Below are 20,801 nucleotides of genomic sequence, written 5' to 3' on the forward strand. Positions count from 1 at the left end.
CGGAGACGTGTGGATGATTAGCCGCGTTGGCGGGTAGGTTGTTTGGGTTTGTGCCCGGGCTTGCGCGCCGGTTTGGTGCCATTGCTAGTGTTGTTATCTGGTTTAGCGGGCCGTTTTTCTGCCTTGGCTGGACGCTCAGGCTTTGCAGCTTTGCCTTCTGCTTTGGCCGGTGTTTTCTCAGCAATTTGATGCTTGCGTACCGCTCGCTTCATACTGGCTAAACGGCGACGACGCTCGGTACGATCTTCCGCCTTCACTAAGGTTTCATTCTCCGCACCTAAATGCACTAATTTACGTAAGTAATTTACTTCATCCAGCGGATACTCGGCATAACCACCCGCCGGTAAGTGTTTTGGTAACAGTAAATCGCCATAGCGTACCCGAATTAATCGGCTTACTACAGCGCCCTGCGATTCCCACATACGACGCACTTCACGGTTACGGCCTTCCGTCAGTACCACATGGAACCAACGGTTGATGCCCTCGCCCGGTAAAGCTTTAATTTTCTTGAAGTTGGCTTTGCCATCTTCCAGTTCCACACCGGTACGCAAGCGCTGGATCATGGCATCGTTAATCTCACCAAACACCCGTACCGCATACTCGCGCTCTACTTCAAACTTAGGATGCATTAAGCGGTTCGCCAGCTCACCGTCAGTGGTAAACAGTAATAAGCCTGAGGTGTTAATATCTAAACGACCAATCGCAATCCAACGCGCACCTTTAATATTAGGTAAACGTGAGAATACGGTGGGACGGCCCTCTGGGTCAGTACGCGAGCAAATTTCGCCTTCAGGTTTGTGGTACGCCAACACACGGCAAATATGCTGTTCTTCGCTGGCAATTTGCACCGGATGGCCATCAACTCGAATCGCCTGCGTCGTTTCAACCCGATCCCCTAATACGGCAGGTTTACCATCAACGGTAACCCGACCACGGCTGATCCAGTCTTCCATTTCGCGGCGCGAACCTACACCGGCACGGGCCAATACTTTCTGTAATTTTTCACTCATTAATGGAGCTCTCCTGTCATCTCGACGGTGGTTAATTGTTGCTCAACACTCTCACTGAGTATCGCTTGAAACTCAGTAAGGGGTGGCAACGCAGTTAAATGGGTTAACCCAAAATAGTCTAAAAAAGCGGCGGTCGTTGCATAAAGCCCTGGCCGACCGGGGACTTCTTTATGTCCAACCACCTTTACCCAACCGCGTTCGGTCAGGGTACGGATAATTTGCGTACTGACCGTAACACCGCGAATTTCTTCAATTTCGCCACGGGTAATCGGCTGCCGATAAGCAATTAACACCAAGGTTTCCAAAATTGCCCGCGAATAACGGGGCGAACGCTCTGGCCATAGTTTGGCTAAGGCGTCACTAAATTCCGGACGGGTATGAAAACGGTAGCCACTGGCCGTTTCTAGTAACTGAATACCACGCGCACTGTAGTCTTGCTGTAATTGCTGCAACATTTGCGTAAGTTTACGGCTAGAAACCGCAAACTCATCTAATACGGTAGCTTGTAGTTCAGTGCGGCTGAGGGGCTTGTCTGCCGCAAAAATAGCGGCCTCAAGCAGCTGCAGTAATTGCACATCGTTTATTTTGCGCGCCATTATGCCTCATTTATTGCGAATTTGACATGGATTTGTGCATAAGCTGCCACTTGGGTCAGTACTATCAACTTCTCTTTGGTCAGCTCTAATATCGCCAGAAAACTCACCACGACGCCTTCCCGCCCTTCGCTTAGCTCAAAGCATTCGGCAAACTCCAGATAGCCCTGGCGTTGTTGTAATAGATCAAGAATGCGGCTCATCCGCTCTCGGGTAGAAAGATGCTCACGTTTGATATGATGGTGTTGCAACGCATTGGCGCGCTTCACAATGTCTTTTAGCGCAGCGAGCAACTCGTCAAATTCAACGTCAGGAAAAATCAGCAAAGGACTAAAATTATCCGCTAAACTGGCTTTCGCTGGAAAAAAGTCCCGCTCTTGTCTTGGCAGCGCATCTAACTCCGTTGCCGCTTGTTTAAAAACTTCGTACTCTTGCAAACGCCGCACTAACTCTGCTCGGGGATCTAACTCTTCCGCATCAGTACTGCCTAATTGTGGCAGCAACAAACGCGATTTAATCTCGGCCAACATGGCCGCCATTACCAGATATTCAGCCGCCAATTCAAAATTAAGCTCCTGCATCAGGTTAATATATTCCATATATTGCAGGGTAATTTCATTTACCGGTAAATCGACCAAATCAAATTTATGGCGGCGAATAAGATACAACAGAAAATCCAAAGGGCCTTCAAAGGCATCCAGTAGAATTTCTAACGCATCAGGCGGGATATAGAGATCTTCCGGTCGATCCAACACCGCTTCGCCGCGGACAAAAGCCAGCGGCAACGGCTGTTGAATAGTTAGACTGGCGGCAGGCTCACTCATGCAATAAGGCTCTGTTGCCAAGGCTTAGGCTTATTGGAAAGGCCGCACATCGCCACGCCCTTCCCGAATCACTACTGGGTTATCTTCAGACAAATCAATGATAGTCGTTGGATCTTCGCCGATAATGCCACCATGTAAAATCAGATCAACCTGTTTTTCTAATTGCTGACGCACATCATCCGGATCAGACTCGGCAAACTGTTGCCCTGGCAGCACCAAACTGGTCGACAGCAAAGGCTCGCCTAACTCGGCTAACAGCGCCAGCGCTATTTTATTTTCCGGAATACGCAAACCCACGGTTTTTTTCTTTTCGTTTAACAAGCGTCGTGGCACTTCTTTGGTGCCGCGTAAAATAAAGGTGTATGCACCAGGGGTATTGTTTTTGATTAAACGAAAGGCGGTATTTTCTACCTTGGCATATACCGACAACTCGGATAAATCACGCACCATCATGGTAAAGTGGTGATCACCGCTAATTTGCCGAATACGTAAAATACGCTCTAGGGCATTTTTATCACCGGTATGACAACCCAGTGCATAGCCACTGTCGGTGGGATATACCACTACGCCACCTTGTTGAATAATTTGCACCGCTTGTTTCAACAGGCGCTGTTGTGGCGTTTCTGGGTGAATATGAAAAAACTGGCTCATAGCACTTGCCTTTGTAAAGTTGTGGTCTCGGCTGACTGCGGCGACAAGGCCCAGCTTGCCCAAATCGGGGTAACATCCTCAGGTAAATATAGATGCTTTCCTAATTCATTCCAAGTTGTAGGTTGATGAAAATCTGAACCTACAGAAGCAGTTAGCCCATGTTGCAGGCACAGCGCCCAGAGCTCGCGGCGCTGCACTAAGGTTTGCTGCGGCGAGATAATTTCCATCGCATCGCCACAGGCCAGCGCAAAATCACTGACCAGCCGTTTTAAATATTTGCCATTCAGCTTGTATTTAAGGGGATGCGCCAACACGGCTTGACCGCCCGCCTCATGGATCCACTGGATCGCTTCGGCCATTGCCACCCAATTATTCGGCACATAGCCGGTTTTGCCGCGCGCCAAGTATTTTTTAAAAACGGTGTTCATGCTGGCAGCTCGGCCTGTTTTTACCAAAAAACGGGCAAAATGGGTTCGAGTAATCGCGCCTTCGCCGGTTTCGGCTAACACGGCTTCTAACGCGCCTGGAATATTAGCCTTAGCCAGACGACGAGAAATTTCTTCTGCCCGCGCTAACCGCCGCTGCTGTTGACTGGCCAGACGGCTTAGCAACTGTGGGCAATTGGCATCAATATTTAAACCCACAATATGAATTTCAAATTCAGCCCAAGCGGTCGATATCTCAACGCCTTTAATTAGCTTTAACGGCGCGTTCTCGGTTTGCAGCCAGCACTCAGCTTCCGCCAGCGCACTCACGGTATCGTGATCGGTAATAGCCAATACATCCAACTTAAACTCAAGTGCCCGGCTGAGTAACTCAGGGACACTTAACATGCCATCAGAATGATTCGTGTGACTATGCAAGTCAATTTTCATGCGGTTTCCTCAATATCGGCCGCCATTGTCGCACAATCTGCCGTTTCCCCAAACAACTTCAAGTCGCAGTGTTAACTTGTATACCTTATCTCGCTATTAAGTCCAACTTTCGAAAAACCAAGTCTGGTTTAAATACGTATGGTTAAAAAGACTATTTTAAAGGAGTGAAACATGTTCGGATGGTTAAAGCCTGACCCGCTAAAAAAACTCAGCAAGCAATATAACGCTAAGCTGGAACAAGCCATGCATGCCCAACGTAATGGTGATATGCGTTTATTTGCAGATTTAACCGCGGAAAGTGAAGAGATCTGGAAAAAAATTACCGAGTTAAAACAACAACAAGGCTTAAACAGTTAGCCTTATTTTGATTGTGTAGTTGCAGGCTGCCATACTGCGGTGCAGCCTGTAAAAATAGCATATTTTTATCCCGAGTAAGACACCACCGACAGCAGCCGTATAGCCATCTTTACGTTTTTATATCTCAAAAATTAAAAATACACTTGACGTCAATCGAATTTCGCGGTTTTATGTAACAGTCTAATTTAAGGTGTTTAAATCCAATGCAATTTACAACCGCTTTCAACCTGATCAACTGGTGGTGGCACATTCCCAACGGGCGTGTGTAGGCGTTGTATTCGCTTTAATTACCTAAGCCCGTTTCCCAAAGAAGCGGGCTTTTTTTTGGGCGCAGTTTCTGGGGTAAACGGAGAGACAAAAACAACACCGTTAACCAACTGAATAAAAAAGGAAAATTGTTAAAATGATTTTCAGCCATATAACCGATACCCCAGGCGAAGTCGCCAGTATCGCTCTGCCGGTGCCCTATCAAGCTGATGCACTGGCCGCATATGCCAGTGTCTGTAAGCCCGATAGTTGCTCGTTATTGCTTGAGTCGGCCGAGATAGACAGTAAAAACAGCGTAAATAGCTTAATGCTTATTGATGCAGCACTGCGCATTGAGTGCAATGCCCAGCAGGTGGTGATTAGCGCACTGAGCAATAATGGTTTGGCCTTATTACCCTTTATCGCCGAGAAACTGCAGCACTTAGCCAAGGTAAGCCCAAGCGAAGCGCAACTCTGCGCAACCTTTAGCCGTCCTGATGCGCTATTAGATGAAGTCAGCCGCTTAACGCAAGCCAACCCTTTTAGTGCACTGCGTATTATTCAGCAAAGTTTACGTACTCAGGGCGATGAACCCTTTGCTATCTTTTTAGGGGGGGTGATTGGTTACGATATGGTGGCCAATATTGAACACTTGCCAGAGGTGCCAGCCAAAGCCAATAAATGTCCAGATTATTTGTTTTATCTAGCCGAAACCGCACTGGTCATTGATCATCAGCGCCAGCAAAGCCGCTTAGTGGGGAATGTGTTTTGTGGTGAAGACGCGGCGGCCAATTGCTTTGTTATAGGCAAACGCCTAGAGCAGCTAAAGCAGCGCTTAGCACAAAGCCAACCTTTAGCCTTAGGTCAAAGTAACGTTCAGCAAGACATCCTTGTCGATATTAGTGATAGCGACTTTGAGCAGCAGGTAGAAAATTTAAAAGCGCATATTGTGGCGGGTGATATTTTCCAAGTTGTACCTTCGCGCTGTTTTTCACTGCCCTGCCCTAAACCGCTGCAAGCTTACGCCAAGCTCAAACAGCTTAATCCCAGTCCTTATATGTTTTATTTGCAGGATCCGGCGTTTTGCTTGTTTGGTGCCTCGCCAGAATCAGCGCTTAAATTTGCGGCTGCCGATCGGCAAGTCGAAATTTATCCCATCGCCGGCACTCGCCGCCGCGGTTTTGCGCCTGATGGCAGCATTGATCGTGATTTGGATAGTCGGATTGAGCTGGAACTGCGGCAAGACGAAAAAGAAAAAGCAGAACATCTGATGCTGGTTGATCTCGCCCGCAATGATGTTGCGCGTATCAGCGTACCGGGCAGCCGTTATGTCAAAGAGCTGTTAAAAGTCGATCGCTATTCTTATGTTATGCATTTAGTGTCGCGGGTGGTAGGCACGTTAAAGCCCGACTTGGATGCGCTGCATGCTTATCAAGCCTGTATGAATATGGGCACCTTAGTGGGTGCACCGAAAGTGAAAGCCGCAGAGCTGATCCGGCAGGTTGAAGGCCAAAAGCGCGGCTCTTATGGCGGCGCCGTGGGTTACTTAGCTGGCAATGGTGACTTTGACAGCTGTATCGTGATCCGCTCAGCTTATGTGGAAAACGGCATAGCCTATATTCAAGCCGGCGCGGGGGTGGTGTTTGACTCGGTGGCGAAACTGGAAGCCGAGGAAACGCGCAATAAAGCCCAAGCGGTGATTACAGCCATTCAATTAGCGGGTTACTAAAATGATTACACCACAAGCACAGCAAGCTGCAGCAGATGTAGCGAACACATTAGCCGGCACCACCATTTACCTGCTCGATAATATCGACTCGTTTACCTATAACTTGGTGGATGAGTTTGCCCAGTTAGGCTTTAGCTTAAAACTCTATCGCAATACCGTGCCAGCCGACTATATTTTTGCCAAGATGCAACAAGAAACCGGCCCAGTGTTATTAGTGCTCTCGCCTGGCCCTGGCGCACCTGCCGACGCCGGTGCTATGCCAACGCTGCTAAGGCTATGCGCGGGTATTTACCCTGTGCTCGGTATTTGTTTGGGGCATCAAGCCATTGTCGAACACTATGGTGGAGTGGTCGGCCGCGCCGGTGAGACCGTACATGGTAAAACCTCGGCAATTAGCTTGGATGAGCACCCTGTGTTTACTGGTTTACCCAGACCTTTTCCGGTGGCGCGCTATCATTCATTAATGGCAACAACACTACCGGCTAGCTTAACAGAAATTGCTCGCGAGCGGCATATCCCAATGGCTGTGATTAATGAACAACAGCGAATGCTGGGGTTTCAGTTTCATCCAGAGTCGATATTAACGACCTTAGGTAAACCTTTATTAAAGCAAAGTATTGCGTACTTGCTAAGCGCAGAATTAGATAACGTCCCAAAAAGGAGCCAAAGCTGATGAATCAAAGCATTGTAGAGCACAACAGCAGCTTACTTTCCCTCGTGCAACAGGCACTGAATGGCAAGCCATTAAGCCAAGCCCAAAGCGAGCAATTTTTCGCGGCTGTAGTGCATGGCGAAGTTGATCCGGTGTTACTGACTGCGTTATTGGTGGCGTTAAAAGTACGGGGCGAAACGGCAGATGAAATAACCGGCGCAGCAAGTGCGCTATTAACGGCGGCTACGCCTTTCCCAGTAACCGTAAGCGGCGCAATTGATTGCTGCGGTACGGGCGGTGATGGCAGTAATACCATTAATATTTCCACCACCGCGGCTATTGTGGCGGCGAGTATGGGGTTGCCGGTGGCCAAACATGGTAACCGCAGCGTGTCTTCTCGCTCGGGTTCTGCCGATTTGTTAGAGCAACTGGGCATCAATATTCAATTAACGCCAGCGCAAGCGGCGAAAACCTTACAAGGCAGTGGTTGCAGCTTTTTATTCGCGCCGCTCTATCACAGCGGTATTAAGCATGCCATGCCAGTGCGTACCGCTTTAAAAAGCCGCACCCTGTTTAACCTGCTTGGGCCCTTGATTAACCCAGCCAGACCCGATTTTCAATTACTTGGCGTTTATGATCCGGCGCTGTGCCGCTTAATGGCGCAAGCGTTACAACAATTAGGCACTAAAGCTGCGTGGGTGGTGCACGGCAGCGGCTGTGATGAAATTGCGCTGCATGGTAATACTTATGTCTGCGAGTTAAAAGACGGCAAGCTTACCGAGTTTACACTAAGCCCGGCAGATTTTGGCGTTGCATTACAGCCACTAAACGCCCTAGCGGGTGGCGAGCCCGCTGAAAATGCTGCGGCCACCTTAGCCATCTTAGACGGCAGCGCGCCAGAGGCCCACTTACACGCTGTGGCCATCAATGTTGCGGCCATGCTGAAAATCGCTGGCTTAGGCGCCGATTTAAAAGTGAACACGCGCGCCGTAATAGAGCAATTACAAAGTGGCAAAGCACTGAGCACGCTACAGACTTTAAAGGAGTTAAGCCTTGGCTGATGTTATCGAAACCCTAAGCTTTAGCCCCGAAGTGGTTATCGAAGGCGTGTTAGCCAAAATCGTAGCCCATAAACAAGGCGAAGTAGCTGCTATGGCAGCCGAGCGACCGCTGGATAACTTTATCCATCTGGTTACGCCCAGCCGCAATAACTTTTTGGCGGCTTTACAGCAACCCGGCGCCCGCTTTATTTTAGAGTGTAAAAAAGCCTCTCCCTCTAAAGGTTTAATTCGGCCAGTCTTTGATTTAGCTGAAATCAGCAGTGTGTACAACAGCTATGCCGATTGTATTTCGGTACTGACCGACAGCAGGTTTTTTCAAGGTAGCTATGATTATCTAAAAGCAATGCGGCAGCTTTCTGATAAACCGCTACTGCATAAAGACTTTATTATTGAGCCTTACCAAATCTATGCTGGGCGCGAAGCCGGTGCCGATGCGGTGCTGTTAATGTTGTCTATTTTATCGGATCGCCAATACCGTTTATTAGCGGCCATCGCGAAAGATTTGGCGATGACGGTGCTCACCGAAGTTAGCAACGAACAAGAAACCGCGCGCGCAGTCGCTCTAGGTGCGGATTTAATTGGCATTAATAACCGTAACTTGCGTGATCTAAGCACCGATTTAAACACCAGCGTTAGGTTACGGGCGTTAATCCCAGCGGATCGCACTGTAGTATCAGAGTCAGGTATTTATCAGAATCAGCAGGTACGCCAGTTGTTAAGTGTCGCGGATGCGTTCTTGGTAGGCAGCTCGCTAATGGCCGAAGCAGATTTAGCCGCAGCCTGTCATAAACTGATTATCGGCGAGCATAAGGTCTGCGGCTTGACTCGGATCGAGGACGTGCAAGCCGTAAAGCAAGCCGGTGTCTACTTTGGCGGGTTGATTTTTGCTAAAGCCTCACCACGTTATGTAAGCCCAGAGCAAGCTGCGACGTTGGTGCAAGCCGCTGCGCTTAACTTTGTCGGGGTGTTTGTCGATAGCCCGCTAGACGAGGTTGTCAGCATAGCGCAGCAGCTTAAATTAAGTGCAGTGCAACTGCATGGCGATGAAGATGACAGCTACCTGCAGCAGCTTAAAACTGCGTTACCTGCCAATTGTGAGATTTGGAAAGCCTATCGGGTGCAAGCGGCCTTACCGACGTTTACGCCTTATGCTGATCGCATTTTGCTGGATAGCTTTCATCCGCAGCAACATGGCGGCAGTGGCCTGAGTTTCGACTGGCAATTGCTACAGAACACCACAAGCCAGCAAAAAATTATGCTGGCCGGCGGCTTAAACCCAGACAATGTTAGTCAGGCCTTAGGTTTGCCTGTTGCTGGCTTAGATTTAAATTCAGGCTTAGAAAGCGCCCCCGGCATTAAAGATGCCAACAAAGTTGTGCAAGCCTTTGCCAGAATTCGCCAATTTGATCTGCTCCCCAAGCAGGCAAATTAATTTTCGAGCTAATAGATTACTGCTAATAAAAGAGAGTCGCTAATGAGTGAGCTTAAACTAAACCCTTATTTTGGTCAGTATGGCGGTATGTTTGTGCCGCAATTACTGGTACCGGCATTAAAACAACTGGAGACGGCTTTTGTCGAAGCCCAGCAAGATCCGGCATTTTTAGCGGAATTTCAACAGCTGCTTACCGAGTATGCTGGTAGGCCAACGCCGCTAACGCTAACTCGCAATTTATCGCCCAACCCGTTGGTAAAAATTTATTTAAAGCGTGAAGATTTATTACATGGCGGTGCCCATAAAACCAATCAGGTACTAGGCCAAGCTCTGTTAACCAAGCGCATGGGCAAAAAAGAAGTGATTGCCGAAACGGGCGCGGGTCAACATGGCGTGGCGACAGCCCTAGCCTGTGCGTTACTCGGCCTAAAGTGCCGCATCTATATGGGTGCCAAAGATATCGAACGTCAGCAGCCGAATGTGTTTCGGATGAAACTGATGGGCGCTACCGTGATCCCAGTTACCGCTGGCTCAGGAACCTTAAAAGATGCGGTAAATGAGGCGATGCGCGATTGGTCCGCCACCTATGAAACCACCCATTATATGTTGGGTACTGCGGCAGGCCCGCACCCTTTCCCCACTATAGTCCGCGATTTCCAAAGAATGATTGGCGAAGAAGCCAAGACGCAAATTCTTCAAGCTGAAGGTAAGTTGCCTGATGCGGTAATTGCTTGTGTTGGCGGCGGCTCAAATGCCATCGGTATGTTTGCCGATTTTATCGACGAGCCAAATGTGAAATTAATTGGCGTTGAGCCAGGGGGCATGGGCATTAATACCCATCAACACGGCGCGGCACTGAGCACTGGTAGCTATGGGATTTTACACGGCGCCTATACCGCCATTATGCAAACCCCAGAGGGCCAGATTGAAGAGTCTTACTCCATCTCTGCTGGTTTAGATTACCCAGCAGTGGGCCCACAGCATACCTTCTTGCAGCAAAGTGGTCGTGCCGAGTACGTTGCGATTAATGATGATGAAGCCTTAGCCGCTTTTCAGCTGTTAGCTAAAGCCGAAGGCATTATCCCGGCGCTAGAAAGCTCACACGCGGTAGCCTATGCCCTCAAACTGGCCGCAGCCGCTACCACACCACAAGTATTACTGATTAACTTATCCGGCCGCGGCGATAAAGATTTAAGCCATGTGCATAGCGTGTTAGCCGCACAAGCACAGCAACAGGCCGAACCAGCAACGACAGCGGGAGCCGTATAATGCAGCGTTATCAACAGATGTTTAGTCGTTTAGCCACGGAAGGACGCGGCGCCTTTGTGCCTTTTGTGACCTTGGGCGATCCTAACCCAGAGCTCTCCTTTGAGATTATCAAAGCGCTGATTGATGGCGGTGCCGATGCTTTAGAGTTGGGTATTCCCTTTTCAGATCCGATCGCCGATGGCCCAACCATTCAAAATGCCAATATTCGGGCGCTGGCTGCTGGGGTAACGCCGGCGATGAGCTTTGCGCTGATTAAAAAAATCCGCGCCTATGCCGCCGATATCCCGATTGGTTTATTGCTCTACTCCAACTTGGTCATGGCCAAAGGTGTCGAGGGTTTTTATGCCGTGGCCGCTGAAGCTGGTGTTGACTCGGTACTGATTGCCGATGTGCCACTGCACGAAAGCAAAATGTTTCGCCAGGCCGCCATGGCGCACAATATTGCCCCTATTTACATTGTGCCGCCAAATGTTGATGACGATGATCTGCGGGCTATTGCGTCTTACGGTCGTGGTTATACCTATTTATTAAGCCGCGCCGGTGTGACGGGTGCCGAAACCAAAGCAGCGATGCCAACGGCAGAGCTAATTAATCGCATCCGGCAATATAACCCAGCACCACCACTATTAGGGTTTGGTATTTCCAGCCCAGATCAAGTGCGTGATGCCATTGCCAACGGTGCTGCCGGCGCCATTAGTGGCTCAGCTATTGTTAAGTTAATCGAGCAACACCTGCATGAGCCTGCGGTCTTGCTGCCGGCCTTACAAAACTTTGCCCAAGCCATGAAAGCCGCCACCTAGCATTTATCCACCCGTCTCCGGTACCGGCCTTACCAGTTTATCCACAGGTCTCCGGTACCGGCATGACCTCTGAGCTCCGGCCGGTACCGGAGTCGTGTGGATAAGTTTGCAAAATATCTGTGATATTAGAAACAATTCTTGTTTGCCATTCGGTATAATAGCCCCACGATAAACCAATGAAGATTTTTTATGCATATTCAAGAAAACAGCGTAGTGCAATTTCATTACACCCTTAGCGAAAATGGCACTGAGCTGGAAAGCTCACGTAAAGGCTCGCCTTTACTTTACTTACATGGCCATAATCAGATGTTTCCGAAGGTAGAAGCCGAGTTAACCGGTAAAGCGGTTGGCGATAAGCTGCAATTGACCCTTGCACCAGCCGATGCTTATGGTGAGCGTCAAGACGATGCCATTCAAAGCGTTCAAGTAAAACATTTACAAGGCGCGAAAAAATGGAAACCCGGCATGGTTGCTTGGTTAAGAACCGAGCAAGGCGAGCGCCAAGTTACAGTAGTGAAAGTGGGTATGTTTAAAGCAGATGTGGATACCAATCATCCACTGGCAGGTAAAACCGTTACCTTTGATCTTGAAGTCATCAACATCCGCGAAGCCACTGCTGACGAAATTGCCCATGGTCATGCCCATGGTGAAGGTGGTCATAACCACTAATCTGCATAAACACCTTACTTATCCACATGACTCCGGTACCGGTCTGAGCTCAGAGCTCTGGCCGGTACCGGAGACCGGTGGATAAGTTGGGGTGGATTAGGGGGTAAGACGTAGCAGTTGACCGTTAGGGCCATCAGTCAGCAGGTAGATTGCACCGTCAGGTCCAGTTCGTACATCGCGAAACCGGCTACCCTGCTCCTTCAATAGCACTTCTTCTGCCGCTACGCGACCATTCTCCATAGTCAGTCGATGTAACGCCTTGCCTGCAAGCGCACTGACTAAGATACTACCTTGCCATCCCTCAAATAAATTACCACGATAGATAGCCATGCCCGCCGGAGCGATGGACGGGGTCCAAACATACAGCGGCGCTTGCATACCAGCATATTCTGTAAAAGGCGAAATGCGTGCGCCCGTGTAATCAATGCCATAAGTCGCAACAGGCCAGCCATAGTTAACGCCGGCTTGCAGCAGGTTTAGCTCGTCCCCGCCTCTTGGTCCATGTTCGTGACTAAACACCTGCTGAGTCACCGCATCGAATACAATGCCCTGCACGTTGCGATGGCCTAACGTGAACAGTTCAGGCGCAATACCGCTCTGTCCGAAAAAAGGATTATCTGGCGGCGCTTTACCGTCTTCCGTTAGCCGCACGATTTTACCAAGATGATTGGCTTTATCTTGCGCCTGCTCACGATAATCAAAACCATCACCCAGTGTGAGTAACAAACTATTATCTGGCAGCAAGGCGATACGACCACCGTAATGTGCGGCACCTTGCCGATCGGGTTGTGCATGAAAGATTGGCCGAATCGTGCTTAAGCCCTGCTCGCTCCAAATGGCACTGGCTAAACAGGTGCTATTAGCCTGTAACTTACCGCATGCATAACTGAGGAACAGTTTACCCGTTTGCGCAAAATCCGCGGCCAGATGAATATCTAATAAACCGCCCTGCGCGGCGACAAACAAATTAGGTAGCTCGACCTGCACTCGACTGAGCAAGCCGCCTTGCGCCGACAGGTGTACCAATTGTCCCGTTCTTTCAGTGACTAAAAAGCCGCCATCAGGCAAAAACGCGACACTCCAAGGAAAGTCTAAATCTGTCGCGACTTTTTCTATCTGCGGCGTCTGCGCAGCATAAAGCGGTAAGCTTAAACTTAGAGCGAATACTAGGGCGCGCATCATAAGGTTCTCCGCTGGTAAGCCATAAAGTAAAACAACATAACCGCTGTCCCACTACAACTGATTAAAAGTAACGTGCCAATAGTGCTACGATTAAGTGCAATCAAAGTTGGCATAGGCACAAAATGGTTGATTAGCAGCAAAGCCAGCCAAGTCGCTAACACTGTAACGCCAAAACTGGCCGGCAATAATGAGAGTTTGATTAAACGTCTCAAAAAGCGGGTTGCTAATAGGCTAAGCAGCATAATAGGCAAAAAAATAACGGCGAGAATTGGCATAAAATTAACTAAATCAAAGCCAATAGTACTCAACCATAAACTGACAGGCACAGCACCAACTAGATTGGCAATAGCAAACAGATTAAAGATGCTTTGCAGCACAGAACCTAATATCGCTGCCGCTAACACTGCCAAGACAAACCACAATATTGTTTTCAATTTTGCTCCAGCTTTCCGGGTTATTCACTTTCAAAATAAAATGTTGTTGAGCTTGCATAGCAACCTTGTTTCACCGAGTATTACGTTAGGGCATTTGCTTTAGAAACTCAACTTTATCTCTTACAGGTAATATTTTTACGTCTTTGAAACTGCTAAGATCAGTCAACTAACAGATCTGATGCTAACCCGCCGCCGTAAGGCCACTTTTTAAAATAAAGAGAGTAAAAACGACTATGGGTTTTATCAACACCAAAGATTTTAGCCACGCTCAAGCCGATAAAATTGGCGTCTTACTGACCAATCTTGGTACCCCCGATGAACCAACTCCAAAAGCTTTAAAACGCTATTTGAAACAGTTTTTATCTGATCCTCGGGTGGTGGAAGTGCCACGCTTGTTATGGTGGTGCATTCTAAATGGAGTGATCTTAAATATCCGGCCACGTCGCTCTGCGAAAGCCTATGCGACGGTGTTTACCGAGCAAGGTTCGCCATTGATGTTTCATACCGTGCAGCAAACCCAAGCCGTGCAAGCAGCACTAAAAGAGGCTGGCCACGAAAATATCGTGGTAGACTTCGCCATGCGCTACGGTAACCCAAGCTTTGCCAGTGCCATCGAGCGTTTAATGGCTCAGGGCGTTCGCAAGTTGCTGGTATTGCCTTTATACCCACAATATTCTGCATCCACCACGGCCTCGAGCTTTGACGAATTAGCCCGAGATTTTATGCAGCGTCGCTGGATACCCGATTTCCGGTTTATTAGCCATTATCATGATTACCCTGCTTATATTACCGCCTGTGCTAATCGGATCCGCGAGCATTGGCAAGTGCACGGCCAGGCCGATAAATTGTTGTTTTCTTTCCATGGTATTCCAAAACGGTATTTACTCAATGGCGATCCCTATCATTGCGAATGCTACAAAACCTCGCGCTTAATTGCCGAGCAATTAGGTTTAAGTAAAACGCAATACCTGACGACCTTTCAATCACGTTTTGGTCGGGAAGAATGGTTAAAACCTTATACTGATGAAACCTTAAAAGCCCTTCCCAGCCAAGGGGTAAAAAGCGTACAAGTTTTTTGTCCAGGGTTTTCTGCCGACTGTTTAGAAACCATTGAGGAAATTGGTGAAGAAAATAAAGAATACTTTGAACATGCCGGCGGCGAGCGTTATGAATATATCAGTGCGCTAAATGATCGCGCAGATCATATCGCAGCACTTTGTCAGTTAATCACTGATAATCTGCAAGGCTGGCAAGTCTCTGCAGATCCAGAGCGTTTAGCGCGTGCCAAGACACTAAACTCACAGGAAGTGAAATAAGCTTGATTTATGTCTAATGAAAGAAAAGTAGAACCCTACATTGGTGAGCCTTCAGGTGAAGCGCCACCGCTTGCCCCTCGACGCCGTTTTGATAACATCCGAGAGACGCGGAAAGAGGTAAAATCGCCAAGAGTACGCAACTGGAAGCCACTCAAATGGTTACTTTGGTTGCTGCTCTTGGTATGTGTAGCAGGGCTTCTTTACCAAGAGCTACGCACTAGTTATCTGCAAGCCAGAGTGTTTCACTGGTTAGCGTCGCAATTAACCTTTCAACTTGGCGAAGGGCCAGCACCTGCTGGATCTAAGCCGGTTTATCCCGAAGCAGGCCCCTTTGACCAACGCGCCGGCTATGATCATATCGCAACATGGCTACCCAAGCTGAATCAGCATGGCTTTAGTATCACCGAGCAAAGTCGCTTTTCTCCTGCGCTACAACACTATGCTAACTGGGGGTTTTACCCACCTTATGCTGAAAAAACGCAATGGGGCTTAGCGGTTTTTGATTGTCGTCAACAAAGCCTATTTAGTTTTCAAAGCCCAGCAGTGCAATTTTCGCAGTTTTCTGAAATCGCGCCCCTAATGCTGCGTACCTTATTGTTTATTGAAAACCGTAACTTGTTTCAACATGCACCACTGACTAACCCGGCTATTGAATGGACGCGGTTAGCGGCAGCGATCGTTGGACAAGTTAAACAGTTGCTTGGTCAAGATGTTGCTGCTGCAGGTGGCAGTACATTGGCCACGCAAATCGAAAAATATCGGCACTCCCCGCAAGGCTTTACTTCTGGTTTTAGCGATAAATTCCGACAAATGTTATCGGCTACCGTACGAGCCTATCAACCCGGTTTAGAAACGCTGGAAAGACGAAAACAAATCGCTTTAGACTATATCAATACCGTGCCGTTAGCTGCGACACCGCAAACGGGCGAAGTACATGGCATAGCAGATGGCCTCGCGGCCTGGTTTGGTTCTGATGCTAAACAGGTAAATCAGCTATTACAAGCTAACAACCCAGCGGCAGAGCACGGTCAAGCGTTGCGTCAGGTGTTAGCTTTATTCATTGCACAGCGCCGCCCGAGTTTTTATTTATTACAAGGTCGAGTGGAGCTAGAACAGTTAGTTGATAGCCATCTGCGTTTACTGCGCCAATTTGGCATTATCAATCAAGCTTGGTTTGACGTTACCAGCAATCAAAAGCTGCAGTTTCAGCAAGCCACTCGGCCTGCACCACGAAAATTAGACAAGACGGCGTTATTGGTTCGCAACCGCGTAGCCGCGTTATTAGATCGTAGTTTATACCAAACAGACAGATTAGATCTGACAGTGCAAACCACACTTAACTTGCCATTACAAACCAAAATAAACCAGTACTTAAATCAGCTGGAGAGACAACCTTACGCCAGCAATGCCGGAATTATTGGCGCTCGGTTGCTTCGTGAAGATCAGATCCAAGGCGTTAAATACAGTTTTACTTTATATGAAAGCACGCCAACGGGTAATAAATTACGGGTACAAACGGATAATCATGCCGATCAGCCGTTTGATCTTAACGAAGGCAGTAAGTTAGAGCTGGGCTCTACGGCAAAACTCCGTATGCTCACAACGTACTTAGAGATGGTGGCAGAACTGCATCAGCTTTATGCTGAAGAGTCAGCAGCTGACTTAGCATTTTTAGAGATCGCCCCTCAGGATCAGCTAAGTCAGTGGGCAGTCAATTTTTTAATCGCTAACCCAGGTGTTAGCTTAATCACTATGCTAAATGCCGCTTTAGATCGTGAGTTTTCCGCAGATCCCCGCACCAGCTTTTTCACTGGCGGCGGCTTACATACCTTTAGCAATTTCCGTCGCGAAGAAGACAAAATGACGCCAACCTTGCGTCAATCGTTAAATGAATCAATTAACCTGCCCTTCGTAAGACTGACCCAAGAAATTGTGCAATACAGTATTCATCATGGCGAAACCAGCAGTTACCAGCTGTTGAAAAATGATAATGACCCACGGCGGGAGCAGTATTTACGTCGTTTTGCGGATCATGAAGGCGTTACCTTTTTGCAACGCTTTTGGCGCAAATACCATAAATTGAGTACAGAGCAGCGCTTGGAAGTATTTTTAAGTGGGTTACGGCAAACGCCAGATCGTTTAAGTGCGGGTTATCGCTTTATCAATCCAGAACAAAGCGAAGCAGACTTTATTGCTTTTATGCAACAGCGTTTTAGCGACAACCCACTTAGCGCAGCGCAATGGCGGCAACTTTATCAAAAATATGCGCCAGCAGAATTTAGCTTGCCGGATCAAGCCTATTTAGCGAGGAGTCATCCGTTAGAACTGTGGTTATTGGCCTATCTACAGCAAACCGCCACACCCAGCTTGTCGGAAGCCATTTCGCTAAGTGCCGATGTGCGCCAACAAGCCTATCAATGGCTATTCCGCACGCAATCACGTAGTGCGCGCGATAACCGTATCCGCACCATGCTGGAAATAGAAGCTTTTTGGGATATCCATCAGCGTTGGCAACGCCTGGGCTACCCTTTTGATTTCCTAGTGCCTTCGCTCGCTACCGCTTTGGGCAGCTCTGGCGATCGGCCAGCCGCCTTAGCCGAACTCTTAGGTATTATTCAAAATGGCGGTAGACGCTTGCCGATGTTCCGCGTTGAATCGTTACATTTTGCTGAAAATACGCCTTATGCCACTAGGCTAAGCCGCACCCAAGTTCAAACCGAGCGCGTGATGGCCCCTGAGGTCGCGCAAGTACTGCGCGAGAGTCTAGCTGGCGTGGTACAGCAGGGAACGGGTAGACGTTTACTGGCGCATTACAGCTTAGCACAGTTACCTGATATCAGTTTAATTGGTGGTAAAACCGGCACGGGTGATAACCGGATTAGTACCGTCAACAGCCGCGGCGAAACCGTACAATCCCGAGCGTTAAATCGCACGGCAACCTTTGCTTTTTACTTTAGCGATAAGTACTTTGGGGTGATTAGCGTCTATTTACCTGGCAATGCGGCGGAAGAGTATTTCTTTACCTCTGCCTTACCTTTGCAAGTATTAAATGGCATGGCACCGCTGTTGATGCCCTTGCTAAAACAACAAGATACCTGCCCTCTGTAACCCTTAATTAGGCCGCAGCAATAACTTGGTTGCGGCCATTATTTTTAGCTTGATACAGAGCCATGTCGGCGCGATGTAACCACTGCTCCCAGTCTTCATTATCTTGCAAAACTGCAATACCGGCCGATAGGGTAACCGCTTTACCATCGGGTAGACGCAACTTTTGTTCAACGCCAAGACGAATTTTTTCAGCCAGTGCGAGCAAATGTTGAGGTTCAATTTCACGTAACAAGACTAAAAACTCTTCACCACCATACCGAAATACCTGATCGGTTTGCCTGATCATGCCAGAAATAATGGGAACCAGCTGAATTAACGTTTGATCACCGACTTTATGACCATAGCCATCGTTGATTTGTTTGAAAAAATCTAAATCAAACAAAATTATTGCAAAACGCCGGTCTAACTTTCGTTTTAACAAAACAGCTTGTTCCAGTTCTTGATTTAAAGTGTGTCGATTGCCTGCACCAGTCAAACTATCAATACTGGCCAATTTTTTTAGCTCAAAGCGTTGCCGTTGTGTGCGATAGGCAAACACATACGCAAAAAAGCTACTCATAAAGGCGGTAACCAAAAAAGAGGTCATTTGAAAACGATTTGCAAAAATTATTGTAGGCCAGAGCAAATCAATCAGCGCCAATGCAAGTAAAAGCAGAGAAGAAAAAATCACAGCGCGAGTGGCCGATACCAGGAAAAAAATAAAGACCAGTAACGGATAGATCCAAACCAGGCCGTTTATATCAAGACTGATACACACTATCACGGCACCAATACAAAAAATCAGCGCCAAAAACTGCCCAGATTTAACCGTGTCGCCGGTTCGCCAAGAATAAAACACGGCTCCAATGGCTGATAACACGATCACAAGATCAACTGTACCTACTACCCAATCACCAGCATAAAATCGGAAAATCGCATAGGGTGTAACACAGGCAAAAATCAGGAGGCCAACAAGTGTGATCATTGCCAGATAAAAATCTTGCTGTAACCTTGATTTTACAAGCTCTACGAGGTTGGTACAGTTAAACAAGAACGACCCTTTTAAAAACTGGTGTTATTAGCCCACTATAAAGTCAAATCATTCTTAAAGGCAACAGTTGCTGCTTATGCTGAGCAATACTGCCAACTCTGTAGCATTTTAGAGATAACTGTTTTATTTACTGTTTACAAAAGCAGCAACTAACTGCGAAAAATGTGAAATAGCATAATCAGACTGCTCAAGGTAAAGATCGTTTTCGCCATTCAGGTATAAACAAGAAGCAGCACCCGCATTAGCGGCAACTTGTAAATCAAACAGATAATCGCCAACATATAACATTTGCTCGCAAGGTACCGCTAATTTATTGGCAATCAGTAATAACCCTTCTGGATCAGGTTTAGCAGCACAATCTTCTCTAGTCAGCACCAACGAAATGGGGATTTGTAAACGCTCTACCATCAGCGTAGTCGCTTCTCGCATATTACGGGTCAAAATCGCCAACGGATAGTTTTGCTCATACAGGTATTGCACACACTCTGCAGCCCCCGGCATCCAACTGGCAGCTCTTGCGCCAGCCAACTCATGCGCACGAATAATAGCATTGGCTCGCTCAGCTTCTGCAGTCGCATCCAGCTGCGCCAGTTTTTCTAATAAGGGTGTGCCTCTGGGCCAACCAATGTCATCGCAAATCGCGGCAAAATCTAATCTGGAATCAACCAAGGTTCCGTCTAAATCAAAGGCTATCGCATTAATATGCGTAAGGTTCATTACTGCTCCTGTTTATCTTTATCATATCGAGGGTTTTATACGTAAAAACTCCCGCTGGCGGTTGCTATAAAAGCGCGGTTTTCGCTAGACTAGCCCACCTAAATTTTTTATTGCTAGCTTAACAGGATTTCATTATGGGTGCTCAGTGGAAAAACAAGCATAAAATGGATGCCGCCAATGCCAGAGGCCGCATTTTTACTAAACTTGCTAAAGAGATTATGGTTGCCGCGCGCAATGGCGCAGATCCTGCCATGAACGCCAAATTGCGCTCAGCCATCGAAGTAGCGAAAAAAGCTTCTATGCCTAAAGATACGCTGGAACGAGCCATTAAAAAAGGCGCAGGCTTACTCGATGGCCCTGTAAACTACGAAACGGTGGTATATGAAGGTTTTGCACCGCATCAGGTACCGGTAATAGTGGAATGTTTAACGGATAACAAAAATCGCAGTGCACAAAGTATGCGTTTATTGTTCCGCAAAGGTCAATTAGGCAGCTCAGGCTCAGTATCTTGGGACTTTAAACACCTTGGTCAAATTGAAGCGGTAGCCACGAGTGCCGATGCAGATTTAGAACTGGCTGCCATTGAAGCCGGCGCCCAAGATTTTGAACAAGGCGAAGACGGTGAAGTCATTTTCTTAACGGAAAGCACCGACTTAGATGCCGTAGCCAAAGCGTTACCCGATTTTGGTTTTGAAGTGCACTCAGCAAAATTAGTTTATCGCGCAAACAACCCTGTTAGTTTAGATGAAGCAGCTCAAGCAGAAGTTGAAGCCTTCTTAGATGCAATTGATAACGATGATGACGTGCAAAACGTCTATGTTGGTCTAGCCTAACGACCTTACGGGC

Annotated in this window: 20 protein-coding genes; 11 read left to right on the top strand and 9 right to left on the bottom strand. The window is 47.8% G+C overall.

The features are described from left to right. Positions 1-17: 17 nt before the first annotated feature. From rluB to rnm, 5 genes are read right to left on the bottom strand one after another with little or no spacing between them, the layout of a single operon-like run. Entirely contained in the window at positions 18-1,010 is a 993-nt protein-coding gene (rluB, locus tag ACO1PK_RS01365; protein ID WP_423186896.1) for a 23S rRNA pseudouridine(2605) synthase RluB, read from the bottom strand. Next, complete coding sequence (gene scpB, locus ACO1PK_RS01370; protein ID WP_423186897.1) at positions 1,010-1,606, bottom strand: SMC-Scp complex subunit ScpB; 597 nt, start codon at positions 1,604-1,606, stop codon at positions 1,010-1,012. The genes rluB and scpB overlap by 1 nt, the downstream gene beginning before the upstream one ends. Then, positions 1,606-2,427, bottom strand: coding sequence for a segregation and condensation protein A (locus ACO1PK_RS01375; protein ID WP_423186898.1), 822 nt, complete (start codon positions 2,425-2,427; stop codon positions 1,606-1,608). Before ACO1PK_RS01375 ends, scpB begins: the two co-directional genes overlap by 1 nt. Positions 2,428-2,457: 30 nt before the next feature. Further along, on the bottom strand, positions 2,458-3,078 hold the full coding sequence (locus ACO1PK_RS01380; protein ID WP_423186899.1) for an L-threonylcarbamoyladenylate synthase: 621 nt from the start codon (positions 3,076-3,078) through the stop codon (positions 2,458-2,460). Further along, complete coding sequence (gene rnm, locus ACO1PK_RS01385; protein WP_423186900.1) at positions 3,075-3,953, bottom strand: RNase RNM; 879 nt, start codon at positions 3,951-3,953, stop codon at positions 3,075-3,077. Before rnm ends, ACO1PK_RS01380 begins: the two co-directional genes overlap by 4 nt. A gap of 171 nt (positions 3,954-4,124) precedes the next feature. Between rnm and ACO1PK_RS01390 the strand changes: the two genes are divergently transcribed. The 8 genes from ACO1PK_RS01390 (at position 4,125) to ACO1PK_RS01425 (ending at position 12,168) form a co-directional block, all read left to right on the top strand. Continuing rightward, positions 4,125-4,310 carry a DUF6435 family protein gene (locus tag ACO1PK_RS01390; RefSeq protein WP_423186901.1) on the top strand — a complete coding sequence of 62 codons (186 nt, stop codon included), beginning with the start codon at positions 4,125-4,127 and terminating at the stop codon, positions 4,308-4,310. A gap of 403 nt (positions 4,311-4,713) precedes the next feature. Continuing rightward, the gene (locus tag ACO1PK_RS01395; protein WP_423186902.1) at positions 4,714-6,285 is read left to right on the top strand and encodes an anthranilate synthase component 1; all 1,572 of its coding nucleotides are present in this window, start codon (positions 4,714-4,716) and stop codon (positions 6,283-6,285) included. A gap of 1 nt (position 6,286) precedes the next feature. Beyond that, the gene (locus ACO1PK_RS01400; protein ID WP_423186903.1) at positions 6,287-6,958 is read left to right on the top strand and encodes an aminodeoxychorismate/anthranilate synthase component II; all 672 of its coding nucleotides are present in this window, start codon (positions 6,287-6,289) and stop codon (positions 6,956-6,958) included. Continuing rightward, positions 6,958-7,998 carry an anthranilate phosphoribosyltransferase gene (gene trpD / locus ACO1PK_RS01405; RefSeq protein WP_423186904.1) on the top strand — a complete coding sequence of 347 codons (1,041 nt, stop codon included), beginning with the start codon at positions 6,958-6,960 and terminating at the stop codon, positions 7,996-7,998. Before ACO1PK_RS01400 ends, trpD begins: the two co-directional genes overlap by 1 nt. Before the next feature lie 37 nt (positions 7,999-8,035). Beyond that, positions 8,036-9,430, top strand: a complete 1,395-nt coding sequence (trpCF, locus tag ACO1PK_RS01410; protein ID WP_423188254.1) for a bifunctional indole-3-glycerol-phosphate synthase TrpC/phosphoribosylanthranilate isomerase TrpF — start codon at positions 8,036-8,038, stop codon at positions 9,428-9,430. Between the two features lie 42 nt (positions 9,431-9,472). Continuing rightward, the gene (trpB, locus tag ACO1PK_RS01415) at positions 9,473-10,699 is read left to right on the top strand and encodes a tryptophan synthase subunit beta (protein ID WP_423186905.1); all 1,227 of its coding nucleotides are present in this window, start codon (positions 9,473-9,475) and stop codon (positions 10,697-10,699) included. Continuing rightward, positions 10,699-11,499: a tryptophan synthase subunit alpha gene (gene trpA / locus ACO1PK_RS01420; protein ID WP_423186906.1), complete on the top strand. Its 801-nt coding sequence runs from the start codon at positions 10,699-10,701 to the stop codon at positions 11,497-11,499. Before trpB ends, trpA begins: the two co-directional genes overlap by 1 nt. Before the next feature lie 189 nt (positions 11,500-11,688). Beyond that, on the top strand, positions 11,689-12,168 hold the full coding sequence (locus ACO1PK_RS01425; protein ID WP_423186907.1) for an FKBP-type peptidyl-prolyl cis-trans isomerase: 480 nt from the start codon (positions 11,689-11,691) through the stop codon (positions 12,166-12,168). A 96-nt stretch (positions 12,169-12,264) separates the two neighbouring features. Here the strand turns inward: ACO1PK_RS01425 and ACO1PK_RS01430 are convergent, their stop codons facing one another. Next, positions 12,265-13,350 (bottom strand): PQQ-dependent sugar dehydrogenase, encoded by a 1,086-nt coding sequence (locus ACO1PK_RS01430; RefSeq protein ID WP_423186908.1) that lies wholly within the window; start codon positions 13,348-13,350, stop codon positions 12,265-12,267. Beyond that, positions 13,347-13,784 (bottom strand): hypothetical protein, encoded by a 438-nt coding sequence (locus ACO1PK_RS01435; RefSeq protein WP_423186909.1) that lies wholly within the window; start codon positions 13,782-13,784, stop codon positions 13,347-13,349. Before ACO1PK_RS01435 ends, ACO1PK_RS01430 begins: the two co-directional genes overlap by 4 nt. A 233-nt stretch (positions 13,785-14,017) precedes the next feature. On the opposite strand from ACO1PK_RS01435, the gene hemH reads away from it, so the two are divergent. Further along, positions 14,018-15,100 (top strand): ferrochelatase, encoded by a 1,083-nt coding sequence (hemH, locus tag ACO1PK_RS01440; protein ID WP_423186910.1) that lies wholly within the window; start codon positions 14,018-14,020, stop codon positions 15,098-15,100. Between the two features lie 9 nt (positions 15,101-15,109). Then, a complete protein-coding gene (locus ACO1PK_RS01445) occupies positions 15,110-18,208 on the top strand; it encodes a transglycosylase domain-containing protein (RefSeq protein WP_423186911.1) in 3,099 nt (1,032 codons plus the stop codon). A gap of 7 nt (positions 18,209-18,215) precedes the next feature. On the opposite strand, the gene ACO1PK_RS01450 is transcribed toward ACO1PK_RS01445, so the two are convergent. Both ACO1PK_RS01450 and ACO1PK_RS01455 read right to left on the bottom strand, forming a co-directional pair. Beyond that, on the bottom strand, positions 18,216-19,172 hold the full coding sequence (locus tag ACO1PK_RS01450) for a GGDEF domain-containing protein (RefSeq protein ID WP_423186912.1): 957 nt from the start codon (positions 19,170-19,172) through the stop codon (positions 18,216-18,218). A 189-nt stretch (positions 19,173-19,361) separates the two neighbouring features. After that, positions 19,362-19,955 (bottom strand): HAD family hydrolase, encoded by a 594-nt coding sequence (locus ACO1PK_RS01455; protein WP_423186913.1) that lies wholly within the window; start codon positions 19,953-19,955, stop codon positions 19,362-19,364. 134 nt (positions 19,956-20,089) lie between these two features. Here ACO1PK_RS01455 and ACO1PK_RS01460 point away from each other — a divergent pair, with 134 nt between their 5' ends. Beyond that, positions 20,090-20,788, top strand: a complete 699-nt coding sequence (locus ACO1PK_RS01460) for a YebC/PmpR family DNA-binding transcriptional regulator (protein WP_423186914.1) — start codon at positions 20,090-20,092, stop codon at positions 20,786-20,788. Positions 20,789-20,801: the final 13 nt, after the last annotated feature.

Source organism: Alishewanella sp. d11, assembly GCF_049390205.1.
Classification (GTDB): domain Bacteria; phylum Pseudomonadota; class Gammaproteobacteria; order Enterobacterales; family Alteromonadaceae; genus Alishewanella.